This window comes from Streptomyces sp. NPDC001732 (assembly GCF_053596315.1).
Genome location: NZ_JBSFFY010000004.1, coordinates 89281 through 106449 on the forward strand (window position 1 = coordinate 89281; position 17169 = coordinate 106449).

17 protein-coding genes and 2 pseudogenes are annotated in these 17169 nt (G+C 65.5%); 13 read left to right on the top strand and 6 right to left on the bottom strand.

The genetic code is table 11. The features are described 5' to 3' along the window. The first annotated feature begins 16 nt into the window (after positions 1-16). The 4 genes from ACWCXX_RS06880 to ACWCXX_RS06895 all read left to right on the top strand — a co-directional run bounded on the left by ACWCXX_RS06880 (position 17) and on the right by ACWCXX_RS06895 (position 3184). Positions 17-1018: an SEC-C metal-binding domain-containing protein gene (locus tag ACWCXX_RS06880; RefSeq protein WP_451125080.1), complete on the top strand. Its 1002-nt coding sequence runs from the start codon at positions 17-19 to the stop codon at positions 1016-1018. A 110-nt stretch (positions 1019-1128) separates the two neighbouring features. After that, complete coding sequence (locus ACWCXX_RS06885; RefSeq protein WP_451125082.1) at positions 1129-1623, top strand: GNAT family N-acetyltransferase; 495 nt, start codon at positions 1129-1131, stop codon at positions 1621-1623. 57 nt (positions 1624-1680) lie between these two features. Beyond that, on the top strand, positions 1681-2700 hold the full coding sequence (locus tag ACWCXX_RS06890; RefSeq protein WP_451125084.1) for a NaeI family type II restriction endonuclease: 1020 nt from the start codon (positions 1681-1683) through the stop codon (positions 2698-2700). Between the two features lie 22 nt (positions 2701-2722). Then, entirely contained in the window at positions 2723-3184 is a 462-nt protein-coding gene (locus ACWCXX_RS06895) for a very short patch repair endonuclease (RefSeq protein WP_451125086.1), read from the top strand. Here ACWCXX_RS06895 and ACWCXX_RS06900 read toward each other — a convergent pair. Beyond that, complete coding sequence (locus tag ACWCXX_RS06900) at positions 3116-4252, bottom strand: DNA cytosine methyltransferase (RefSeq protein ID WP_451125088.1); 1137 nt, start codon at positions 4250-4252, stop codon at positions 3116-3118. The genes ACWCXX_RS06895 and ACWCXX_RS06900 overlap by 69 nt on opposite strands. Positions 4253-4412: 160 nt before the next feature. Between ACWCXX_RS06900 and ACWCXX_RS06905 the strand changes: the two genes are divergently transcribed. Further along, positions 4413-5165, top strand: a complete 753-nt coding sequence (locus tag ACWCXX_RS06905; protein WP_451125089.1) for an HNH endonuclease — start codon at positions 4413-4415, stop codon at positions 5163-5165. Between the two features lie 31 nt (positions 5166-5196). Here the strand turns inward: ACWCXX_RS06905 and ACWCXX_RS06910 are convergent, their stop codons facing one another. Beyond that, positions 5197-5820 carry an ATP-binding protein gene (locus ACWCXX_RS06910; RefSeq protein WP_451125091.1) on the bottom strand — a complete coding sequence of 208 codons (624 nt, stop codon included), beginning with the start codon at positions 5818-5820 and terminating at the stop codon, positions 5197-5199. Positions 5821-6034: 214 nt separating this feature from the next. On the opposite strand from ACWCXX_RS06910, the gene ACWCXX_RS06915 reads away from it, so the two are divergent. Both ACWCXX_RS06915 and ACWCXX_RS06920 read left to right on the top strand, forming a co-directional pair. Further along, complete coding sequence (locus ACWCXX_RS06915) at positions 6035-6880, top strand: helix-turn-helix domain-containing protein (RefSeq protein ID WP_451125093.1); 846 nt, start codon at positions 6035-6037, stop codon at positions 6878-6880. Continuing rightward, complete coding sequence (locus ACWCXX_RS06920; protein WP_451125095.1) at positions 6880-7092, top strand: DUF397 domain-containing protein; 213 nt, start codon at positions 6880-6882, stop codon at positions 7090-7092. Before ACWCXX_RS06915 ends, ACWCXX_RS06920 begins: the two co-directional genes overlap by 1 nt. Positions 7093-7147: 55 nt before the next feature. On the opposite strand, the pseudogene ACWCXX_RS06925 reads toward ACWCXX_RS06920, so the two are convergent. From ACWCXX_RS06925 to ACWCXX_RS06940, 4 genes and pseudogenes are all read right to left on the bottom strand, one after another. After that, a pseudogene (locus ACWCXX_RS06925) lies at positions 7148-7998 on the bottom strand (helix-turn-helix domain-containing protein). 17 nt (positions 7999-8015) lie between these two features. Continuing rightward, positions 8016-8768, bottom strand: a pseudogene (locus ACWCXX_RS06930) (DUF6879 family protein). A gap of 223 nt (positions 8769-8991) precedes the next feature. Then, complete coding sequence (locus tag ACWCXX_RS06935; RefSeq protein WP_451125097.1) at positions 8992-9978, bottom strand: hypothetical protein; 987 nt, start codon at positions 9976-9978, stop codon at positions 8992-8994. A gap of 241 nt (positions 9979-10219) precedes the next feature. Next, positions 10220-10957, bottom strand: a complete 738-nt coding sequence (locus tag ACWCXX_RS06940) for an LPXTG cell wall anchor domain-containing protein (RefSeq protein WP_451125099.1) — start codon at positions 10955-10957, stop codon at positions 10220-10222. A gap of 298 nt (positions 10958-11255) precedes the next feature. Here ACWCXX_RS06940 and ACWCXX_RS06945 point away from each other — a divergent pair, with 298 nt between their 5' ends. From ACWCXX_RS06945 to ACWCXX_RS06970, 6 genes are all read left to right on the top strand, one after another. Beyond that, on the top strand, positions 11256-11567 hold the full coding sequence (locus ACWCXX_RS06945; RefSeq protein ID WP_451125101.1) for an ArsR/SmtB family transcription factor: 312 nt from the start codon (positions 11256-11258) through the stop codon (positions 11565-11567). 82 nt (positions 11568-11649) lie between these two features. Beyond that, positions 11650-12882, top strand: coding sequence for an MFS transporter (locus ACWCXX_RS06950; RefSeq protein WP_451125103.1), 1233 nt, complete (start codon positions 11650-11652; stop codon positions 12880-12882). Between the two features lie 452 nt (positions 12883-13334). Further along, positions 13335-14111 carry a 2OG-Fe dioxygenase family protein gene (locus ACWCXX_RS06955; protein ID WP_451125105.1) on the top strand — a complete coding sequence of 259 codons (777 nt, stop codon included), beginning with the start codon at positions 13335-13337 and terminating at the stop codon, positions 14109-14111. 188 nt (positions 14112-14299) lie between these two features. Continuing rightward, positions 14300-15364: a pyridoxal phosphate-dependent aminotransferase gene (locus ACWCXX_RS06960; RefSeq protein WP_451125107.1), complete on the top strand. Its 1065-nt coding sequence runs from the start codon at positions 14300-14302 to the stop codon at positions 15362-15364. Between the two features lie 236 nt (positions 15365-15600). Beyond that, complete coding sequence (locus tag ACWCXX_RS06965; protein ID WP_451125109.1) at positions 15601-16533, top strand: hypothetical protein; 933 nt, start codon at positions 15601-15603, stop codon at positions 16531-16533. Between the two features lie 108 nt (positions 16534-16641). Next, complete coding sequence (locus ACWCXX_RS06970) at positions 16642-17118, top strand: GNAT family N-acetyltransferase (RefSeq protein WP_451125111.1); 477 nt, start codon at positions 16642-16644, stop codon at positions 17116-17118. Positions 17119-17169: the final 51 nt, after the last annotated feature.

Consider the following 17169-nt stretch of genomic DNA (forward strand, 5'->3'; position numbering starts at 1 on the left):
CAGTACGGTGTGATTCATGCGCCCCGACACGCCTGCCGACCACACCACCGAAGCCGAGCGCCTGCTGCGCACCGCGGCGCGGTATCCCGAGGACCGTGAGCCGCTGCTCCTCCGCGCCGCGGCCCATCTGGAACTCGCCGGCGACCGCGCCCGCGCGACCACCCTCTACGGCGAACTGCTCGGCTCCCCCGACCTGGACCACCCCCACCTGGTCAAGGCCCTGAACGCGGCCAATCTGTGGGAGTACGGCCACGAGGCCGAGGCCCGCGCGATCATCGAGGGCATCCGCGCCGCGGCTCCGCTCGACCCCGCCGCCTGGGAGATCGCGGCCGGAACCCTCGAAACCCACGACGAGCTCGAAGCGGCCCACGACTACTTCTCGGCCGCGCTGGCCCTGCTCCTCACACCGGACGAGGAGGTCCCGTACGCCACCCGGTCGCTGCTGTTCGGCCGGCACCGGGTACGCCGGCTGATGGGCGCCGACCACGACGCGTGGGACGCGCTGGCCGACACCGTCCACACGGCCGCCGTCCCGCTGGACGAGCTCCACGACCCCAAGCGCCTGTGGTCGCTGGGCTCCTCGGACCCGGGCGAGCTCCGCGCCGAGATCACCCGCCTGCGCGCCGAACTGGGCGCGTACCGCACGGCGTTGTCCCGCCCGTTCCCGGTGGCGGTGCTGCACTGGCCGGCCGCCGAGCTCGACGAACTCCTCACCGCGTACCCGGAACTGCGCGACGAGTACCCCTCCCACCCCGAGCACCTGGCCCGCCTGGAGGCCGCCCTCCGGGACCTCCACGAGGCGGGCACCCCCAACCTCGGCATCGTGACCGGCACGGTCCCCTCGTACGAGGCGTTCGCCGCCTCCGAGGCCGCGTCCCCCACCGCCCCCGAACTCCTCCCCCAGTACGCCACCACCCTCGCCGCCCGTGGCCGCGCGATCCCCTGGCCCCCGGCCCGCAACGCCCCTTGCTGGTGCGGCTCGAACCGTGCCTACCGGGAGTGTCACGGAGCCGGGTGAGAACCAGCCGTACGGAGCCGGTCCCCTGCCCGGCCGCGCCGGTGGGGCAGGGGCCTCCCCCGCCCGACAAAACACAGGCCCCGCGGCCCCGTGATCCGTATGGTTCTGCCATGCCGGAACTCCAACGCCTCCGCCCCGACCACGCCCCCGCCCTGCTCGCGTTCGAGCTGGAGAACCGCGCGTTCTTCGCGGCGTCGGTACCGGACCGCGGCGACGACTACTTCACCCACTTCGACGCCCTGCACGCCGCCCGGCTCGCCGAACAGGCCGAGGGCGTCTGCCACTTCCACCTCCTCGTGGACGCCGACGGCGAAGTACTCGGCCGGTTCAACCTGGTCGACGTCGCGAACGGCACCGCGGACCTGGGCTTCCGCATGGCCGAAAAAGCCACCAACCGCGGCCTGGCCACAGCCACCGTCCGCCACCTCTGCACCCTGGCCGCCACGGAATACAACCTCACCACCCTCCGCGCAGCAGCCGCCCTCGACAACACGGCCTCCCGCACGGTCCTGACCCGCACGGGCTTCGTCCCCACGGGGGAAGAGGTCTGGCTGAGCGACCGGCCGGGGCTCTGTTACGTGCGGAGCATCGCGGGTGGCGTCTGACGGGACCCTTACTTCAAACTCCTCACCCAACACCCTGGAACACAGACGAGGTTTCCCTTGCTTCCTTTCTTTTCTGAAGACCATTCCGCCGCAAAAAACATGGCCTCAGTACCAGACTCAGCCGACGACATTGAACTTATCGCTGTGCGAGAGCACCTTCTGAAGCTGGATCCCACAGGAGCACGGTTTAGCACCGTTCTCCGAAACACCATCGATCAGCTACTCGACGGAGAGCACACTGGCAGGTTTGACTGGAACGACCTGCACAAGACAGAAAAAACGCACGCCGGAACCCTGGTCGAGATCAACCTTCTGCGCGAGTTCGGCTTCAAAAGCGGAAATGATATGGATTACCTCATCGAGGGGATTGAGGTTGACTGTAAATTCTCGCAGAAAATTTATCAGTGGATGATTCCGCCGGAGGCTCTCGGGGAAATCTGCCTCGTGGTCTGGGCGGATGACCACAAGAGCCAGTGGTGCGCAGGCTTGCTTCGCGCAGATCACAAGAAACTCACCACCAGCGGCAAAGTAACCAAGAAGGGAAATCGGGATGGAAAATTCCGACTGACCAAGGAGAACCATTCACTGGTGCAGTGGATATGGAAAGACGAGAAGCTCGAAGAGAACCTTCTACTGCATATCGGTCCAGAGCTTCTTCAGCCCATCCTGTCTGCCGGGTCATCCTCCCGCCGGAGCCCGGGACAGGCAAAGGTGTCCGAGTTGTTCCGGAGGGTTCAGCGCCGACGCATCAACAGGACAGTCGTGCGCACCCTTGCGCAGCAGAAGGACTACATGAAGCGAGTCCGCTATAACGGCGGCGCGCGGGCCGCACTCCGGGGAGAGGGAATCCTTATCTTCGGCGACTACCCGAATCATCAGGCCGCCGCCGCGCAGCTAGAATTGCCAGTGCCCCAGGAGGGAGAATTCGTCAGCGCACGAGTCGTCGAGGCTAAGCCTCTGCACGGCAACCGAGCTCGCACACTCATGGATGGCCGCTACTGGGTGGTTGCCAGTCCGGATGACGAAGTACAGGAAGCACCCCTTCTTCCCGAAACCAGGAAGAAAGCATCTAAATAAGTAATTTGGAAAGGAAGCCAAGGTGGATACCGAAGAACCCTGGGTTCCGCCAGCAGGTTCCTGGGCCTCATCTGCAGGACGGCGCCGAAACATGCAGGCGATCCGGAGCCGTGACACAAAACCAGAACGGCTGATCCGCCAACTGGTCCACGCGCAGGGGCTTCGCTACCGAGTCGGAGCGAAGCCCCTGCCTAACCTCCGTCGAACAGCAGACATGGTCTTCCGTCCCGTGAAGGTTGCCGTATTCATTGACGGTTGTTACTGGCACGGCTGCCCTGAGCACTATGTCCCACCCAAGACCAACCCTGGGTATTGGTCTGACAAAGTAGCGCGAAACATGGCCCGCGACCGCGACACAAACCAACGCCTAGCCGATGCGGGATGGACTGTTCTCCGCTTCTGGGAACATGAACCGTCAAGGGCGTGCGCCGACCAGATCATCCTCGCTGTGAGTAGACTCCGCCGCCAAGGAAACACCGACTGAATCATCCTCCATCTGCGCTCGGTACGCTTCAAGCGCCTTCATGATCTGAAGTCCAACCGCCTTAGCGACAGGGGGAGGGAAGGCGTTTCCAACTTGCCGGTATGCCGCAGTTTTACGCCCCATGAACTCCCACTGCTTTTCATCCGGTTCCGGATTGAAACCCTGGATCATCGCCGCCTGGCGAACGGTTAGCATGGGCCCATTTTCCGTTCCTGTACCGAGATCCCGGGCAGGATTTTTCGTCTTCCCTGTTTCCTTGTCCGGCTCATCGGCTACGCCCAGCCCACAGACTCCGAGATCGGCCCATGCCCTCTTCGCCCGCGTCGGTCCAAGGTCGGCACCACCATGCTTCTTGGAACCGCCAACAAGAGTCGGGGCGATACCGGCCTTCGCCTTATCGAACCAGTCATCAAAAGCCTTCCCCTTCAGCCCTCGCTCCTTCATCGAAGCCGAAAGGAGTTCACCGACTGAAAGCGCAGGCTCTTGATCGGCAGGGGGCAGGTACCAGCCATCCACGTTAAAGCGCTTCCAGTACTCCGGCTTCAAGGCTACGAGAATGCTCCTCGGCCGCAGCTGCGAGACACCGAAGTCGCCGGCCTGCAGCTCTCGCCAGTCACACTCGTACCCCAGGTCCCTGAGATCCTTCATAATCTCTTCGCGATAGCTATCGAACTTCGACTGCATCAGCCCGCGAACATTTTCGATCATGATGGCCGGAGGATCCAGCTGCCCGGCCAGATCGATCATCGTCGGGAAGAGATCCCTTTCATCCTCACGACCGAGCTGCTTACCCGCCAGAGAAAATGGCGGGCAGGGCACGCCCCCGGCGAGCAAATCGATTTTGACCTTGCTCTTGAGGGTCCGGGCAGCTCCGCTCTTAACGTAGTCGCGGAGATCACCTTCATGAACTTCCCACAGCGGGCGATTGTGACGGAGCGTATCGCACGCGTTCTTGTCCATCTCAATCAGAAGCGCATGCTCAAACCCGGCACGCTCCAGACCAAGCGCCTGCCCTCCCGCCCCAGCGCAGATCTCTACCGAGGTGAACTTCCTCTCAGTGCTGGTCATGCACCCTCCTTACGAACTTGCATGGCGAACACTCTTTGCGTTCCGCCCTTACAGAGGGTGACAGACCCCACTGACATCGCGACCGTCCTCCAGTGTGCGGCACGAGTCGGCCTTCCTCGGACAGCCTCGCGCCACGGCGAACACCCATACGATATTGCCCATGCGTAGCCCTGCCTGGACCTGGGACGAGTTGCTGCTGATCTGCTCGCGCGTCGTGAACAACGACTGGCGCCAGCTCAGGACGTATCAGCAGCCCACACACGATCTCGCTGAGCTTCTCCGCTCTCTGCCTCTCCACAGGGACGCGACACGCGACGTACCCGAATTCCGGTCGGCCGCCAGCATCAGCCGCAAGAGCGCAGATCTGATCACGAGCCGCCCCGACCACTCCGGGCCCGCCACCAAGGGCGGTCGGCTCACCAGGCTCGTCGCCGAAGCGTTCGTGGAGCACGAGGCGGAGATGCTGCTCGCAGCCCAGGCCATCGAGGACGGGGTCGCGTCCGGTGAGCTCATCCGCATCCCTGAGCAGCCTGACGAGTTGGACGACGACGGGGCCCCTGTCGCCGAAGGACGGCTCCTGGTCCGCTGGGCCACCTTTCGCGAGCGGAGCCCCGCACTGCGTAAACGCAAGATTGAGCAAGCACGCAAACTCGGGCAGCCCCTCCAGTGCTCTGTGTGCGATTTCCGCTTTGAGCAGGTGTACGGCGCTCTGGGTGAGGGCTATATCGAAGTGCATCATGTCCTCCCTCTCCACCTGTCAGGCCCGCGCGAGACCAGATTGGAGGATCTTGCCTTTCTTTGTGCGAACTGTCACAGAATGTGTCACAGAAGCCACCGCGGCACGGTATGGCGCACCCCGGCAGCCCTGCGAGCTGAAATCGAGAATGTTGCCGGAGCAGACAAGACTGTGTAGCCGCCAGCGCTCCGTTCATGCGCTGCAGCGATCACGCCGCGTCCGCCTCGAAGTGCATCTGCGCCCGGTCCAGCAGGCTGTCGGGGTCGCCGCCTTGGGCGGTGACCCAGTGCAGTAGGTCCACGATGAGATTGGTGGCGGATTCCTCAAGGAACTGAACGGAACGACTCGGCAGCAGAGGCGGCCCACCAACATCGCGCCGGTATTCACTCAGGACTGTCTCGGCCCGCCGCACCCGGCCGCAATGCACCCCTAGACCAGCAGGCAGTTCACACCAGACGGACTTTCCCGTCGCTGTCAGCAGCGTTCCCCAGTCGGCAGTCATACCGACCAGCAGGTGCAGCCCCCTGCCGCACTCGTCATCACAGGCCGCTGAGCCAAGCACCGGCACACGGTAGCTTTTGTCATGAAGCTCGATCCGCAGCCGGTCCTCCACCACTTCCAGGACCAAGGTAGCGGCGGTCCCCTTTCCCACATGCTTGATTACGTTGGTCGCCAGCTCGCTCACCACAAGCTCGGCTTCTTCGGCCACAGCCGACAAGCGCCACTCCGCGAGCTGCCCTCTGACGCCTCTCCGCAGGTCCCGGACCGCTGCGGGTTCAGCCTCGAACGGCAGAACGCTGCGGAATCGCGAGTTGTTGTCGTGTCCGGACATGCACTCTCCTTCCGGCGCCACCCCAGCCTTACACCTGGCGTATCCATACGGCTGCGCTGAGTGGTCAGATCTGCGAGTATGCCAGCGAGAACTTCCTTCATGAAACTTCTCACGAGAATCGATCGGGTGAATCCCGGCATTGACAACTCACGTCGGTCATAGCCTTGTTGGCGCCGGAGAGCCCCAGCGGAAGCAGAACGGAAGGCCACCCTCCATGTCCGTCAGGACCACGACACGACGTCGGCAACTCGGCGCGATGATGCGCAAACTGCGCGCACGGAAGGGCATGACACTGGAGGAAGCCGGTCGGCTCGTTGGCATCTCGAAGGCCACTGTCAGCCGCTATGAAACCCAGGAAGGCCCCGTCAAGTGGCCCATCGCCGACGCGCTCTGCCGGCAGTACAACGCATCCGACGCGGAGCGGAACGCTGTGGTCGCCCTGGCGAAGGACGCGAAGCAACAGGGCTGGTGGGGACCGTACACCGACTCGATCCCCGCTGACATGAATCTTCTGCTGACGCTCGAAGACGAGGCTGTGCGTGAGGACCACTTCTCCAGCACTTACGTCCCTGGCCTTTTGCAGACACGCTCCTACAGCACAGCGATTCAAGGTGCCAGCGAGATGCGGCTGGCCCCCGATGAGATCCAGCATCTCGTGGACATCCGCATGAAGCGGCAAGAGATCCTGAGCCGACCGAAGCCACCTCACCTCTGGGCGATTCTCGACGAGTCAGTGATCCGTCGCGTAGTCGGATCTCCCGAAAGCATGCGCGATCAGCTGGGACACCTACTGGAAGCCAACAGTTCGCAGCACATCACTCTGCAGATCCTGCCGTTCTCCAAGGGCGCGCATGGCGCGGCCTTGGGAAGTTTCGTCATCCTCGGCGGGGCCGAAGCGAGTCTGGACGTCGTGTACGTCGATCTGCACGTCGGCCCGCTCTTCATGGAAACGGACGAAGAACTCGACCGATACAGACTTGCGTTCGACTACCTGCGTGCACAAGCGTTGGACATGGCCGCGTCGTCGGCCATGATCGAGCGCGTCCGCAAGGAGATGTAATGCTTCCAGTGCCCCACTCCCCTAGGCTCCTCCACTGGTTCAAGTCGTCGTACAGCGGAGCTAGCACGACTGAGTGCGTCGAGACCGCCCATTTTCCCCAGGCCACCGCGGTTCGCGACTCGAAGGCACCCGACGGTCCGGTGCTGATGTTCGGCAGCGAGTCGTGGGCCGGGTTCCTCACTGCGATACGGCATCAACAGATCGACGCGTGACAGGCCGGTCTCCGGCAAGGGTGGCGTCCGATCCGGTCAAGCGTGCTGCCGACCGTTAGCGGACATCGACCCTCCGGTGCACCTGAGCGATCACGTGTTGGGCCTCGGTTCCGAACACAGCGGACTTGCTCAAAGCCTGCCACACGCGCTGGTACGTGGCGATGGTGTCCGCGTCTTCGAACCACAGCTCGGCGTGCCAGTCCTCGGTGACCACGAGGCGGTTGTCGAAGCTCCAGAAGCCATGGCCGGAGGGACCTTCGCCAGTGCGTGAAGGGGGACGATTCCGAGGTGGATGGTCTCCATGCCGATGGTGTCGGCCAGGCGGTCCAGCTGGGCGGCGAGGACACGAGGAGGGCAGATCAAGGTGTGCAGCGCGGCTTCCCCCATCAGGACGTGGAGCTTCTTGCCCGGACGGTACAGCCACTCCTGCCGTTTCATCCGGGAGCGGACGGCTTCCTCGGTGTCCCGGGCGGAGTTCTGGAGTTCTGCGTATCTGAGGAAGACATGGCGCGCGTAGTCGGCCGTCTGGAGCAGGCCCGACACCATGGTCGGCTTCCACTCGTGGATGGTCGAGGATCCAGCGACCAGTTCGTTCCAGGTGTCCTGTACCGGGCGGTGGCCGGACGCGAGTTGTCTGCGCCACGACCGTTCATGGGACTCGAACCCCCTTAGCCTGGCCTGCAGTTCGTCGTACGCATCCGGGTGGCCGACAGCGACCGCCCACAACCGCAGGTCCTCGGGGGCTGCTGTCTGACGGCCGTTTTCCAGCTTGCTGACCTTGGACTGCACCCATCCGGGACGTGCAGCCAGCTGTGAACCGGTGAGCCGCCCTCCTGGGCCCGTAACGCGGAGCTCCCGGAGCCTGGCGCCCAGAGCTGCACGTGCCTTCTGGTAATCCGTACTCACCGGTTCAGCGCATGCCTTCAGTCGAGTCGTTCGATGCTGGCCGCGAACACCTCGTGCGGGCCTGCGTGATGCCATGCCGCGTCGCGGGCCAAACAGCAGCGCACCACTTCTGCTGGCTCCGTGATGATTTCAACGTCCACGAGTTGGTCGTCGAGGTCGAAGTTCAACCGCGCTACGAGTCGCGAGTCGAAGATCCAGAAGGCATCCCCTGGCAAGCCGAGCTGTGCTGCTTCAGCCTTTCGCAGGTTTCTGATGTCTTCGCCGATGGCGGTGTTCCGCTTCGCGTTGGCAAGGGGGTAGAGCTGACCAGACGTCGGCGAATCGTCGACGATGCGGACTCGCTCAACCCGTTTGCCCTGCTCGGTCTGGGCTCGGATCATGGCGCAGTACGGGTCTTCGAGATCCCACTGGGCGCTACCATTCTCTTTGAACTGCCGGTAGGTTTACGTGACTTCATCGCTGGCGTAGCGCCGTCGGGTCTCCAGTCGCCACGCCGTGTGCTTGAACGTCCTGAAGAGGTTCTCGAACTCGTTCAGGTCGATGATCCTCGCTGCGCGGGTGGCGTCCCTCGGCGCGTAGTCGACCAGGAGCTCACGCGGCACGATGACAGCTACTTCGCCTTCCGACAGGTGCTGTAGCTGAGCCACATCCTCGGGATCGCTGAGCGGGGGTCCGTGAATGATGACTTCCCGGCTGTCGAGATCCTCGTGAAGTGACGGACATCCTGTGCCACCGCTGCCCGTACCGTTGAACCACAGCCTGCGTGCCATTTCGGCCTGCCTCTCGCACAGAACCTCTCTCCGGATCAAAGGTTCTCCGCCGCTGCCTGGGGATGTCGATGCGCGGCCGACGCTGGCACGAGAATATTCGAGAATACCGACTCCGCGAGCGTCGATGTGGAGTGCATGCGGTCCACCGGGCTCAGCGGGCGCAAAAGCTTTCGGCGTGTCCGCACATCGTTCGCCGTGGTTGTGCGGTGAGGCAGGCGGGGTGTCAGCCACTGCTCGGCAGGGCCGCCGAAGTGTTCTTGATGCGGGCGAGACGTTCTCGCCAGGGGATGTGAACGGGCTGCTCGGAGGCCGGGGTGGTGCGGGTTACGGAGCGGCGGCGGCAGGGGGCGCATTCGGTTTCGTCGGCCAGGGGGCGGAAGACGTGTTTCTCACCCGGACCCTCGCATTCGAGTAGTTCACGGACGGGCGAGGGCTCGTGGGGCCGGAGTGTGACTTGGGGCTCGGGAAGTTTCTGGATGAGGCGGTGGCGGAGGAAGCCGACCGCCGAGCGCACACCGCTCGCCGGACGTTCGGCGAGCAGGGCGTGGCGCAGGTCCGCCTCACTCAGGCCGCGTTCCAGCCACTTGACCGCCGCCGGGACCAAGTTGCGGGCTTCGCGCACGCCGAGGTGCAGCTCACGGTGGGAGTGGCGCAAGGAGAGCAGGAGGCGCTCGGCACGGGCCGACAGCGCGGGGTCCGTCGCCGAGCCCTTCGGCTCCGCTTCGGAGGGTGGGTGGGGAGTGGTCTCATCACTGTGGTCTTCTACCGGTTCATAGCCACCGACCGTCCGAGCCGCCGGTTCACCGACCGCCGGAAAGGGCGCACTCGGTGGCGGGGTGGTGGGCGAAGCGGCGGGTGGAGTAACGGACGGGGCCGTGAGTTCGGTTCCCCGCAAGGAGGCTGCTTGCTCGCTCGTCAGGGGAACGTTCGCGACCAGCCGCTCGGTGGCCCAGCGCCCCCTGTCGGCCTGGCTCCGCCACTCATGCACGAAACCGTGCTCGATCAGTTGCTGCTTTACCTTCTGGTAGGCGCGGCCCTTGATTCCCAGCTTCCGGGCGATCTCACTCATGGACCTGTTCAAGGCTCCCTCGGGAAGCCCCTGGACGTACAGCACGAGAATCTTCGCGTCGCTGTTCAGATACGAATGGCGGACGACGTCGTGCGACGCCAGCGTGAAGCGCGCAGAGGGCGCGATAGCATGACGAAACATTTCCGGTGGCCTCTTTCCACTGGCGGTGTAGGCCCTCGGTTTGGTGTTGGCGCACCGCCGAGGGTCGCCCTATGCCCCCACGGGAACACAGAGCGTGATTACACCGTCACCGTACCCCACCCCCTCCATCTCCCGCCACGAGCGCGGAACTTCGCGCCGCCGGCCGCACATGACGCTGCCCCCGTACTCCGTCGTGGAGTGCGGGGGCAGCGGGGGCAGGCAGCCTGGGTGGTGGGGCTTGTCAGTGCTGCTGGGCCTTGCGGCGGCGGAGGGCCAGGTAGGCGCCTGCTGCGACGAGGGCGGCGGCAGCTGCGGAGAGCAGGCCGACCGGGGCGCCCGTGCCGGTCTCGGCGAGGTCGCCGTTGGCGGGGGCGGCCGGCGAGGAGGTGGAGGCCTGCGGGGTGGTGACGGCGCCCTCGGAGGCAGACGCCGTGGGCGCCTCGCTCGGCCCCGCGGGGCCGGACGGGGAGGAGGACGGGGAAGAGGGCGAGGAGGACGGGGTGGCGGGGGTCGACTCGCTGGCGGAGGGCGACGGCTTGCCGCCACCCGGCTTGCCGCCACCGGGCTTCTCCTCGCCACAGTCGGTCCAGAAGACCTTGTGCTTGGCCCGGCCGTGCTCGCCGTCGAAGTTCCAGAACAGCTTGTAGTGACCGTCGGGCAGGGACTGGTCCGGCGTACGGCCGTGCCCTTCGGCGTCGAGCTCCAGGGAGCCGGACTTCACGATTTCACCCTTGACGGCGGCGGTCGGGGCCCACGCCTCGATGCGCCACTCGACGTTCTGGCCACCGTCGAACCCGAAGGCGTCGAGGTAGAAGGTGCACACGTGCGGCTCGTTCTTACGGAGCTCTTCACCGGTCTTGGCATCGTGAATCTTCACGGTGCCGTTGTCGCCGGGAGGGGTGGCATGGGCGGCAGGGGCAAGCAGCATCGCCGCAGCGGCGGCAGCTGTGAGCGTGCCTGCGGAAGCAAGTGGGCGCATAGACATTCCAACAGGTGGGAGATGGGCTTCCGTGGGGGGCGCCTCAGCCTCCTTCGGCCTCATGGGGCCGTCAAGGTGCATCGATGCACCTATGTCACTCAATCCGCCATTTGTCCCGTCAGCCCCTTATAACGATTGGGGGCGGGGGAGTTCGGGGCAGCCGGCACGGGCTTTTCCCGTCACTCACCGCCCACACCCCGTCACCCACCGGCCCGCCGAGCCTTCGGCCGCACGATTTGACTTGCCACTACATATCGCGAAAGCTAGATACATCTTGCCGGAGAGGATGAGGTGGACGATGGATCCCCTGGCCGTGCACAAGGCGCTCGCCAACCCCGCTCGCCTGCAGTTCATGCAGTGGCTGAAGGAGCCGGAGAAGCACTTCGACGAGGAGCCCTACCGACAGCAGGGACTCGGCTTCCACATCGGCGTCTGCGTCGGCGACATCCAGAAGCAATCCGGGCTGGCCCAGTCGGTGGTCTCCGGCTACCTCCAGACGCTGAAGGACGCCGGGCTGCTCGCCTCGGAACGCATCGGCAAGTGGACGTACTACCGGCGCAACGAGCCGGCGATCGCCGAGTTCGCAGCACACGTCCGCGACGAGCTGTAGGCCGCACCGGCACCCATCTACCCCAACCCCCGTCTAAACATATCTATTTTTCCAGATTTGACGAAAGGTATCGTTCGTTCCGATGCGAAAGGCCTCCCTCACCGTTCTCGTGCTCGCCCTGGGCGTGTTCGGGATCATCACCACCGAGATGGGCATGGTCGGCGTGCTCCCCCGGGTCTCGGCCGAACTCGGCGTCACCCCGTCCGCCGCCGGCTGGCTGGTCGGAGTCTTCGCCCTGGTCATCGCGGTGTCCGGGCCGTTCACCACGCTGCTCACCTCCGGCATCGACCGCAAGAAGGTGCTCGCCACGGCGATCGCGGTGTTCGCCGTGTCCAACGCCGTCTACGCGCTCACCACGCAGTACGAGGTGATGCTCGCCTTCCGTATCGTTCCCGCGCTCTTCCACCCCGTGTTCTTCGCCGTCGCGCTCGCGACCGCGGGCCGGGCGGTGCCCGCCGAGGACGCGACGCGGGCAACGACGACCGTATTCGCCGGGGTCACCATCGGTTTCGCGTTCGGTGTGCCACTGACCTCGTACCTCGCCGAGCACCTGTCGCTGGCGTCGGCGTTCTGGTTCGGCGCGCTCGTCAACCTGGTCGCTTTCCTCGGCATCCTGCGCTTCGTCCCGCCCATGCCTGTCGGTCCCGGCCGACGGCTCTCCTACGGGGCCCAGTTGGGCATTCTGAAGCGGCCTCGCATGTGGCTGACCATCGTGTCCGTCGTTCTCGTCTTCGCCGCGATGTTCTCCGTCTACGGCTACTTCGCCGAGTTCCTGGGCCGGGTCACGCACATGGACGGCACCTGGGTCAGCGCCATGCTGATGGCGTTCGGCATCGTGATGGTCCTCGGGAACTTCGCCTTCGGCGGTCTGCTGCGACGCGGCCTCGTCCGTACCGTCGTCGCCTACCCGGTGCTGTGCCTGCTGGTGTACGTACTGCTGTACGTCGTCGGCTCGCTGTTCACGCCGATGGTCGCGGCGGTACTGATCTGGGGAGCCGTGCACTCGGGCGGACTCGTCGTGAGCCAAAGCTGGCTGGGACGGGACGCAGGCGACGCGCCCGAATTCGGCAACAGTCTCTTCATCTCATTCTCGAACCTGGGCATCACCGCGGGCACCGCGGTCGGTGGCTGGGTCATGACCAACTGGGGGACCCGCCAACTCACCTTCGCTGGAGCCGGGTTCGCGGTGGCCGCACTGGTCGCCATCGCCTTGCGGCTGGGACTGGAACGCCGTCGGGGACATGAACGGGGCCCGGTGTCCACCGGCAACGGCAGCGATGACGCGCGGGCGACTGGGGAGGAGGTGCGTGCCTGAAGCGGCCGGGCGGGGCGGGAACGACCGGGAGGAATACCGGGCAGGTCTCACGCCCCGCTCTACAATTCGGTGCACGACGGCGTCACGACGTCCTCAGCCGACAGGCGGATTCCCTCCTACGATGTGAGGCTGTTTTGCCGGAATGCGAATTCTGCAGAATCGGTGCAAGAGAAGCCCCGGCGGAGTCGGTCTACGAAGATGCCGAGAACCTGGCCTTCTTTCCGCACGCCTCCGTGGGGTCGCAAGCGGGTGCTCTTGCCTCCTGGCCGGCAAGTCGGGCTGGAGCCTACCCATAGGCGCCCCCGCAATGAACGCGGAAGATCACGATCCGCTCCAGCGGTACGGCAACGGCCGGGCGCAGGGCGGGGATTGGCTCCCTTCCGGCCGGGGCATGTCCCTCGGGGGCCCAGTGCCCGGAAAACTCGACAGTGGCACACGGGAGGGGCTTCGACGTGCGGGATCATCAGGAACCGTCGCTGACGGTCAACGGTTTCCAACGGTTCTCACTGGCGAAGGAGTTCGGGCCCGAGTTCGTCGACACCTGGCTCAAGGAATTGCAGAAGGAGTTCGCCGACCTACCGCCGGACCCGTACGGAAGTCCCCTGCTGCACCGCTATCGTCGGCACTCCTGCGCGGTGCTCCTTCCCTGGGAGAAGAAGCTGCACTGGGTACCCAAGACCGACGACGCCCGTCTGGGTGAGGTCACCCACTACTTCCAGGGCGGGTACAACCCGGAGCACAAGGGGATGGACCGGTATTTTCCCGCGATCTCCGCGCGGGGAGAGGCCAACCCCCTCCTGGAACGCATCGTCCTGTTCGACTTCGCCCAGACCTGGTGGAGCGAACGGGAACAGAACCTCCCCATGCACGTGGGCGTGCACTTCATCAAACTGTCCGTCGAGGAAGCCGACGGAACGGCCGTGTCGTCACCGAACTTCCTGCATCAGGACGGCGAGCCGTTCCACTTCGCCCACCTCATCCGCAAACGGAACGCCATCGGCGGTACGAACTACGTCGCGGACGTGGCGTGCGCGGGTTCCGGGCCCGATGAAGTACCTCCCGAGTCGCTGAAGGCGACCTTCGATCTGGAGGAACCTCTGGAGTCCTACGGCATCCACGACGAGCGGGTCAGTCACCACGTCGATCCCATTCGCCGAGGCAATGACTCCTGCCCGGGTGAACGTGCGGTGGTGCTGGTCGACATCACACCTATGGTCAAAGCGGTCTGAGGTCTCAACAGGGCCGGAAGGAAGGCTCTGCCAGCCCCTACACCGGTCTGCCCAACACCGTACTGACGCCCGCCCACGGCTGGTACACCGCCGAGAGCGTGTACAGGCGGGCGGACACATGGATCGGCACGATCGAGAGCGCGCTGGCGGGCCGACTGGTCCACCGCATCGTCTGACTGGGGGATGGAATGAGTGTTTCGCCTGCGGAACTGCTGCGGCTGCACCGTGAGCTGGACAGCACATCGCGTACGAACAGGTCCGGCCGTTTTCTGTCCGGCTGGCAGACCACCCACCCGTACGCGGGCCGGTATCTCGACGGCACCCAGGTGGTGGCGCAGGACCCTGGAGCGCTCCAAAGCTACAACTTTCTTTCCGATTCGAGGCCGTTGGCCGATGCCATCACCGAGTTCCACGCCAAAGCGGATGGTGTGAGGTACGGGCGGGACGCCGTCTACGTGTCCAGTGGTTCGAGCCCACTGTTGCTGGGCTTCTTCCTCGCCCTGAAGGAGATGGGGGTGGAGGAGGTCTGCCACGTGCCTCCCGTCTACTACTCCTGCTACTACTTCTGCGATTCCCTCGGTCTTCCCGTGCGCCAGGTGAGCACCGATCTCCTGCACGACGAGGCCGCCGATCTCGACCTGCCGGAACACAGGTCCGCCCTCGTGCTCTGCGACCCGATCTGGGTCTTCGGCACCACGGTTCACGAGCGGCAGATCGAGCAGATCGCGCGGTGGCAGCGCCGCACAGGGTCAGTGGTGCTGGTCGACGGGACGTTCCAGTACGCGCGTTGGGACCGTTCCTCCCGTGCCGAGCCGACGTCCCGGCTCGAACCTGATCTCACGTTCCGCCTCGTGTGCCCGACCAAGAGCCTGGCCGTGCACGGAACACGGTTCGCCTATCTGCTGCTGCCTCCGGAGTTCCGGGAGTCGATCCGCTACGCGTGTGCCAACATCACCGGAGCGACCGGTGCGGCCAATGAGCACTTCGCCCGCCGAATCATGGAAGTGCTCGACTCCGAGGAGTCGAACGACGCACTGGTCCACCACATCCAGGCGGAGCGGGAGCGGTTGCTCGTCAGTGGCGTCATACGTACGGAAGCCACCCGGCCGGAGGCCGGCTACTACACCTTCGCCGTCCTGGACGACGCTTCGATGAAGGAAGCCATCGTCATGGACCAGCGGTTCTTCGGCCTCGACGGCTTTGACGACCACGTGCGCGTGAATCTGCTCTACCCGGGCTGGACACAACCCTGAGACCGGTTGCACAAGCTCCGTCACGCCGTGGCGCGGTACCAGGAATGCGGCCGAACGAGTGGGTCATTCGTCGACTTCGGGGCGCGGTGCCCGGGGGTTCGGGAGACTGTCGGTCAGTGCCGACGGTGCCGATCGAACAGTTCGCATCGAAGGGGTGATTTCCGGCCACAACACAACACCCCTTACCCTGCGGTACATCGATCACCAACGGTCGGCCGGGACAGAAGGGCGACAACATGACCTCAGAGACCAGCACACTGGTCACCATCGATGCGACAACTACCCTGCTGGAGGCGGAACTTCCCCGCCTTGAGCAGCACCAGCAGGCTCTGGAGAAGGAACTTTCCGCCGTCACCGGACGGTTGGAGTCGGTGCGGACCGCGCTGACGGCGCTGCGTGCGCTTTCGGCCGCTCCGGTCCCGGTTCCTGTCGTGGACGACAGTGCCGACGCGGAGCCGGAGGCGGTGGAAGCGGCGGCGGAAGCGGGTGAGTCCGAGGCCGTCGAGGCCGGGGCGGCGAGTGTTCCCGCTGCCAGGATTCCGCAGCAGGCGCAGGGCTCCGCCGAAGCCGCCGTTCAGACGGAAGCTCCCCAGGAGCCGGTGGAGGCCGCGCAGGAGTCGACGGAGGCCACGGCCGTACAGGAGTCGGCGGAAGCCGCGCCCGCCCCCGCGCGCCGCCGTGCGCGCAAGGCGCCTGCCGCGCCCAAGGGCCGCAAGCGGGCCCCCGCCAAGCCGAAGGCCGAGGGCGGCCGGGCCGCGAAGAAGGCCGTCGCCGACAAGCCCGCCGAGGGCGACAAGGGCGCCGAGGCCACGGCTTCCGCCGCGCCCGCCAAGGCGGCCAGGAGCACGAAGTCTGCTGCCGCACCGGCCGAGAAGGCGACCAAGGCCGCCCGGCCCGCGAAGGCCAAGGCCACGGCTACGGCCAAGGCCACGAAGAAGGCGGCTGCCGCACCGGCCGGTGACGACAGCGGCAGCCTCACCGAGCTGGTCATGAAGGTACTGGCCGCGTCCGGCGACTCCGCCGTCCGCGCCCGTGACGTCACGGAGGCCCTGGGGCGCGAGCTCACCCCCAACGGCATCAACACCGTGCGCAGCACCCTCGACCGGCTCGTCGCCACCTCCCGGGCCCACCGCGCCGGCCGGGGCCTCTACCAGGCACCCGCCAACTGACGCGTGGAAAAAGGGTGATTCGCCGGGCGCCGGCGCCGTCGAACCAACGGCGCCGACGCCCGGCAAACCTGTTGGATACGGCAGGGTGCCGGTCTGTAGGTTGCGGTCATGTCTTCATCACTCCGCCTCGAAAAGATCACTGCGGACAACGTCGAGGCCGCCTGCGCGCTGAAAGTACGGCCCGATCAGGAAGGACTGGTGAAGCCGGTTGCCTGGTCGCTGGCCCAGGCCTATGCGACCCCCGACATCGCCTGGCCCCGACTGATCGTCGACGGTGAGCGGATCGTCGGTTTCGTGATGGCCTTCCTCGACGTCCGGTTCCACCCGGACGACCCCGAGGACAAACCGCGTTCCGGGCTGTGGCGGCTGAACATCGCCGCCGACCAGCAGGGGCGCGGATACGGGCGTTTCGCCGTGGAGGCGGTGTGCGAGGAGATCCGGCGGCGGGGGCAGACGCGGGCGACCGTGACCTGGGTTCCCGGCGCGCACGGGCCCGAGGGGTTCTACTTCGGGCTCGGGTTCCGGCTGACCGGTGAGACGAGCGGGGACCAGGTCGTGGGTGAACTGGAGCTCGGCGACGCGTAGTCGCTCACCCGTTCACCGGCCGGTCCGGCCGGTGAACGGGTGGGTGAGTGC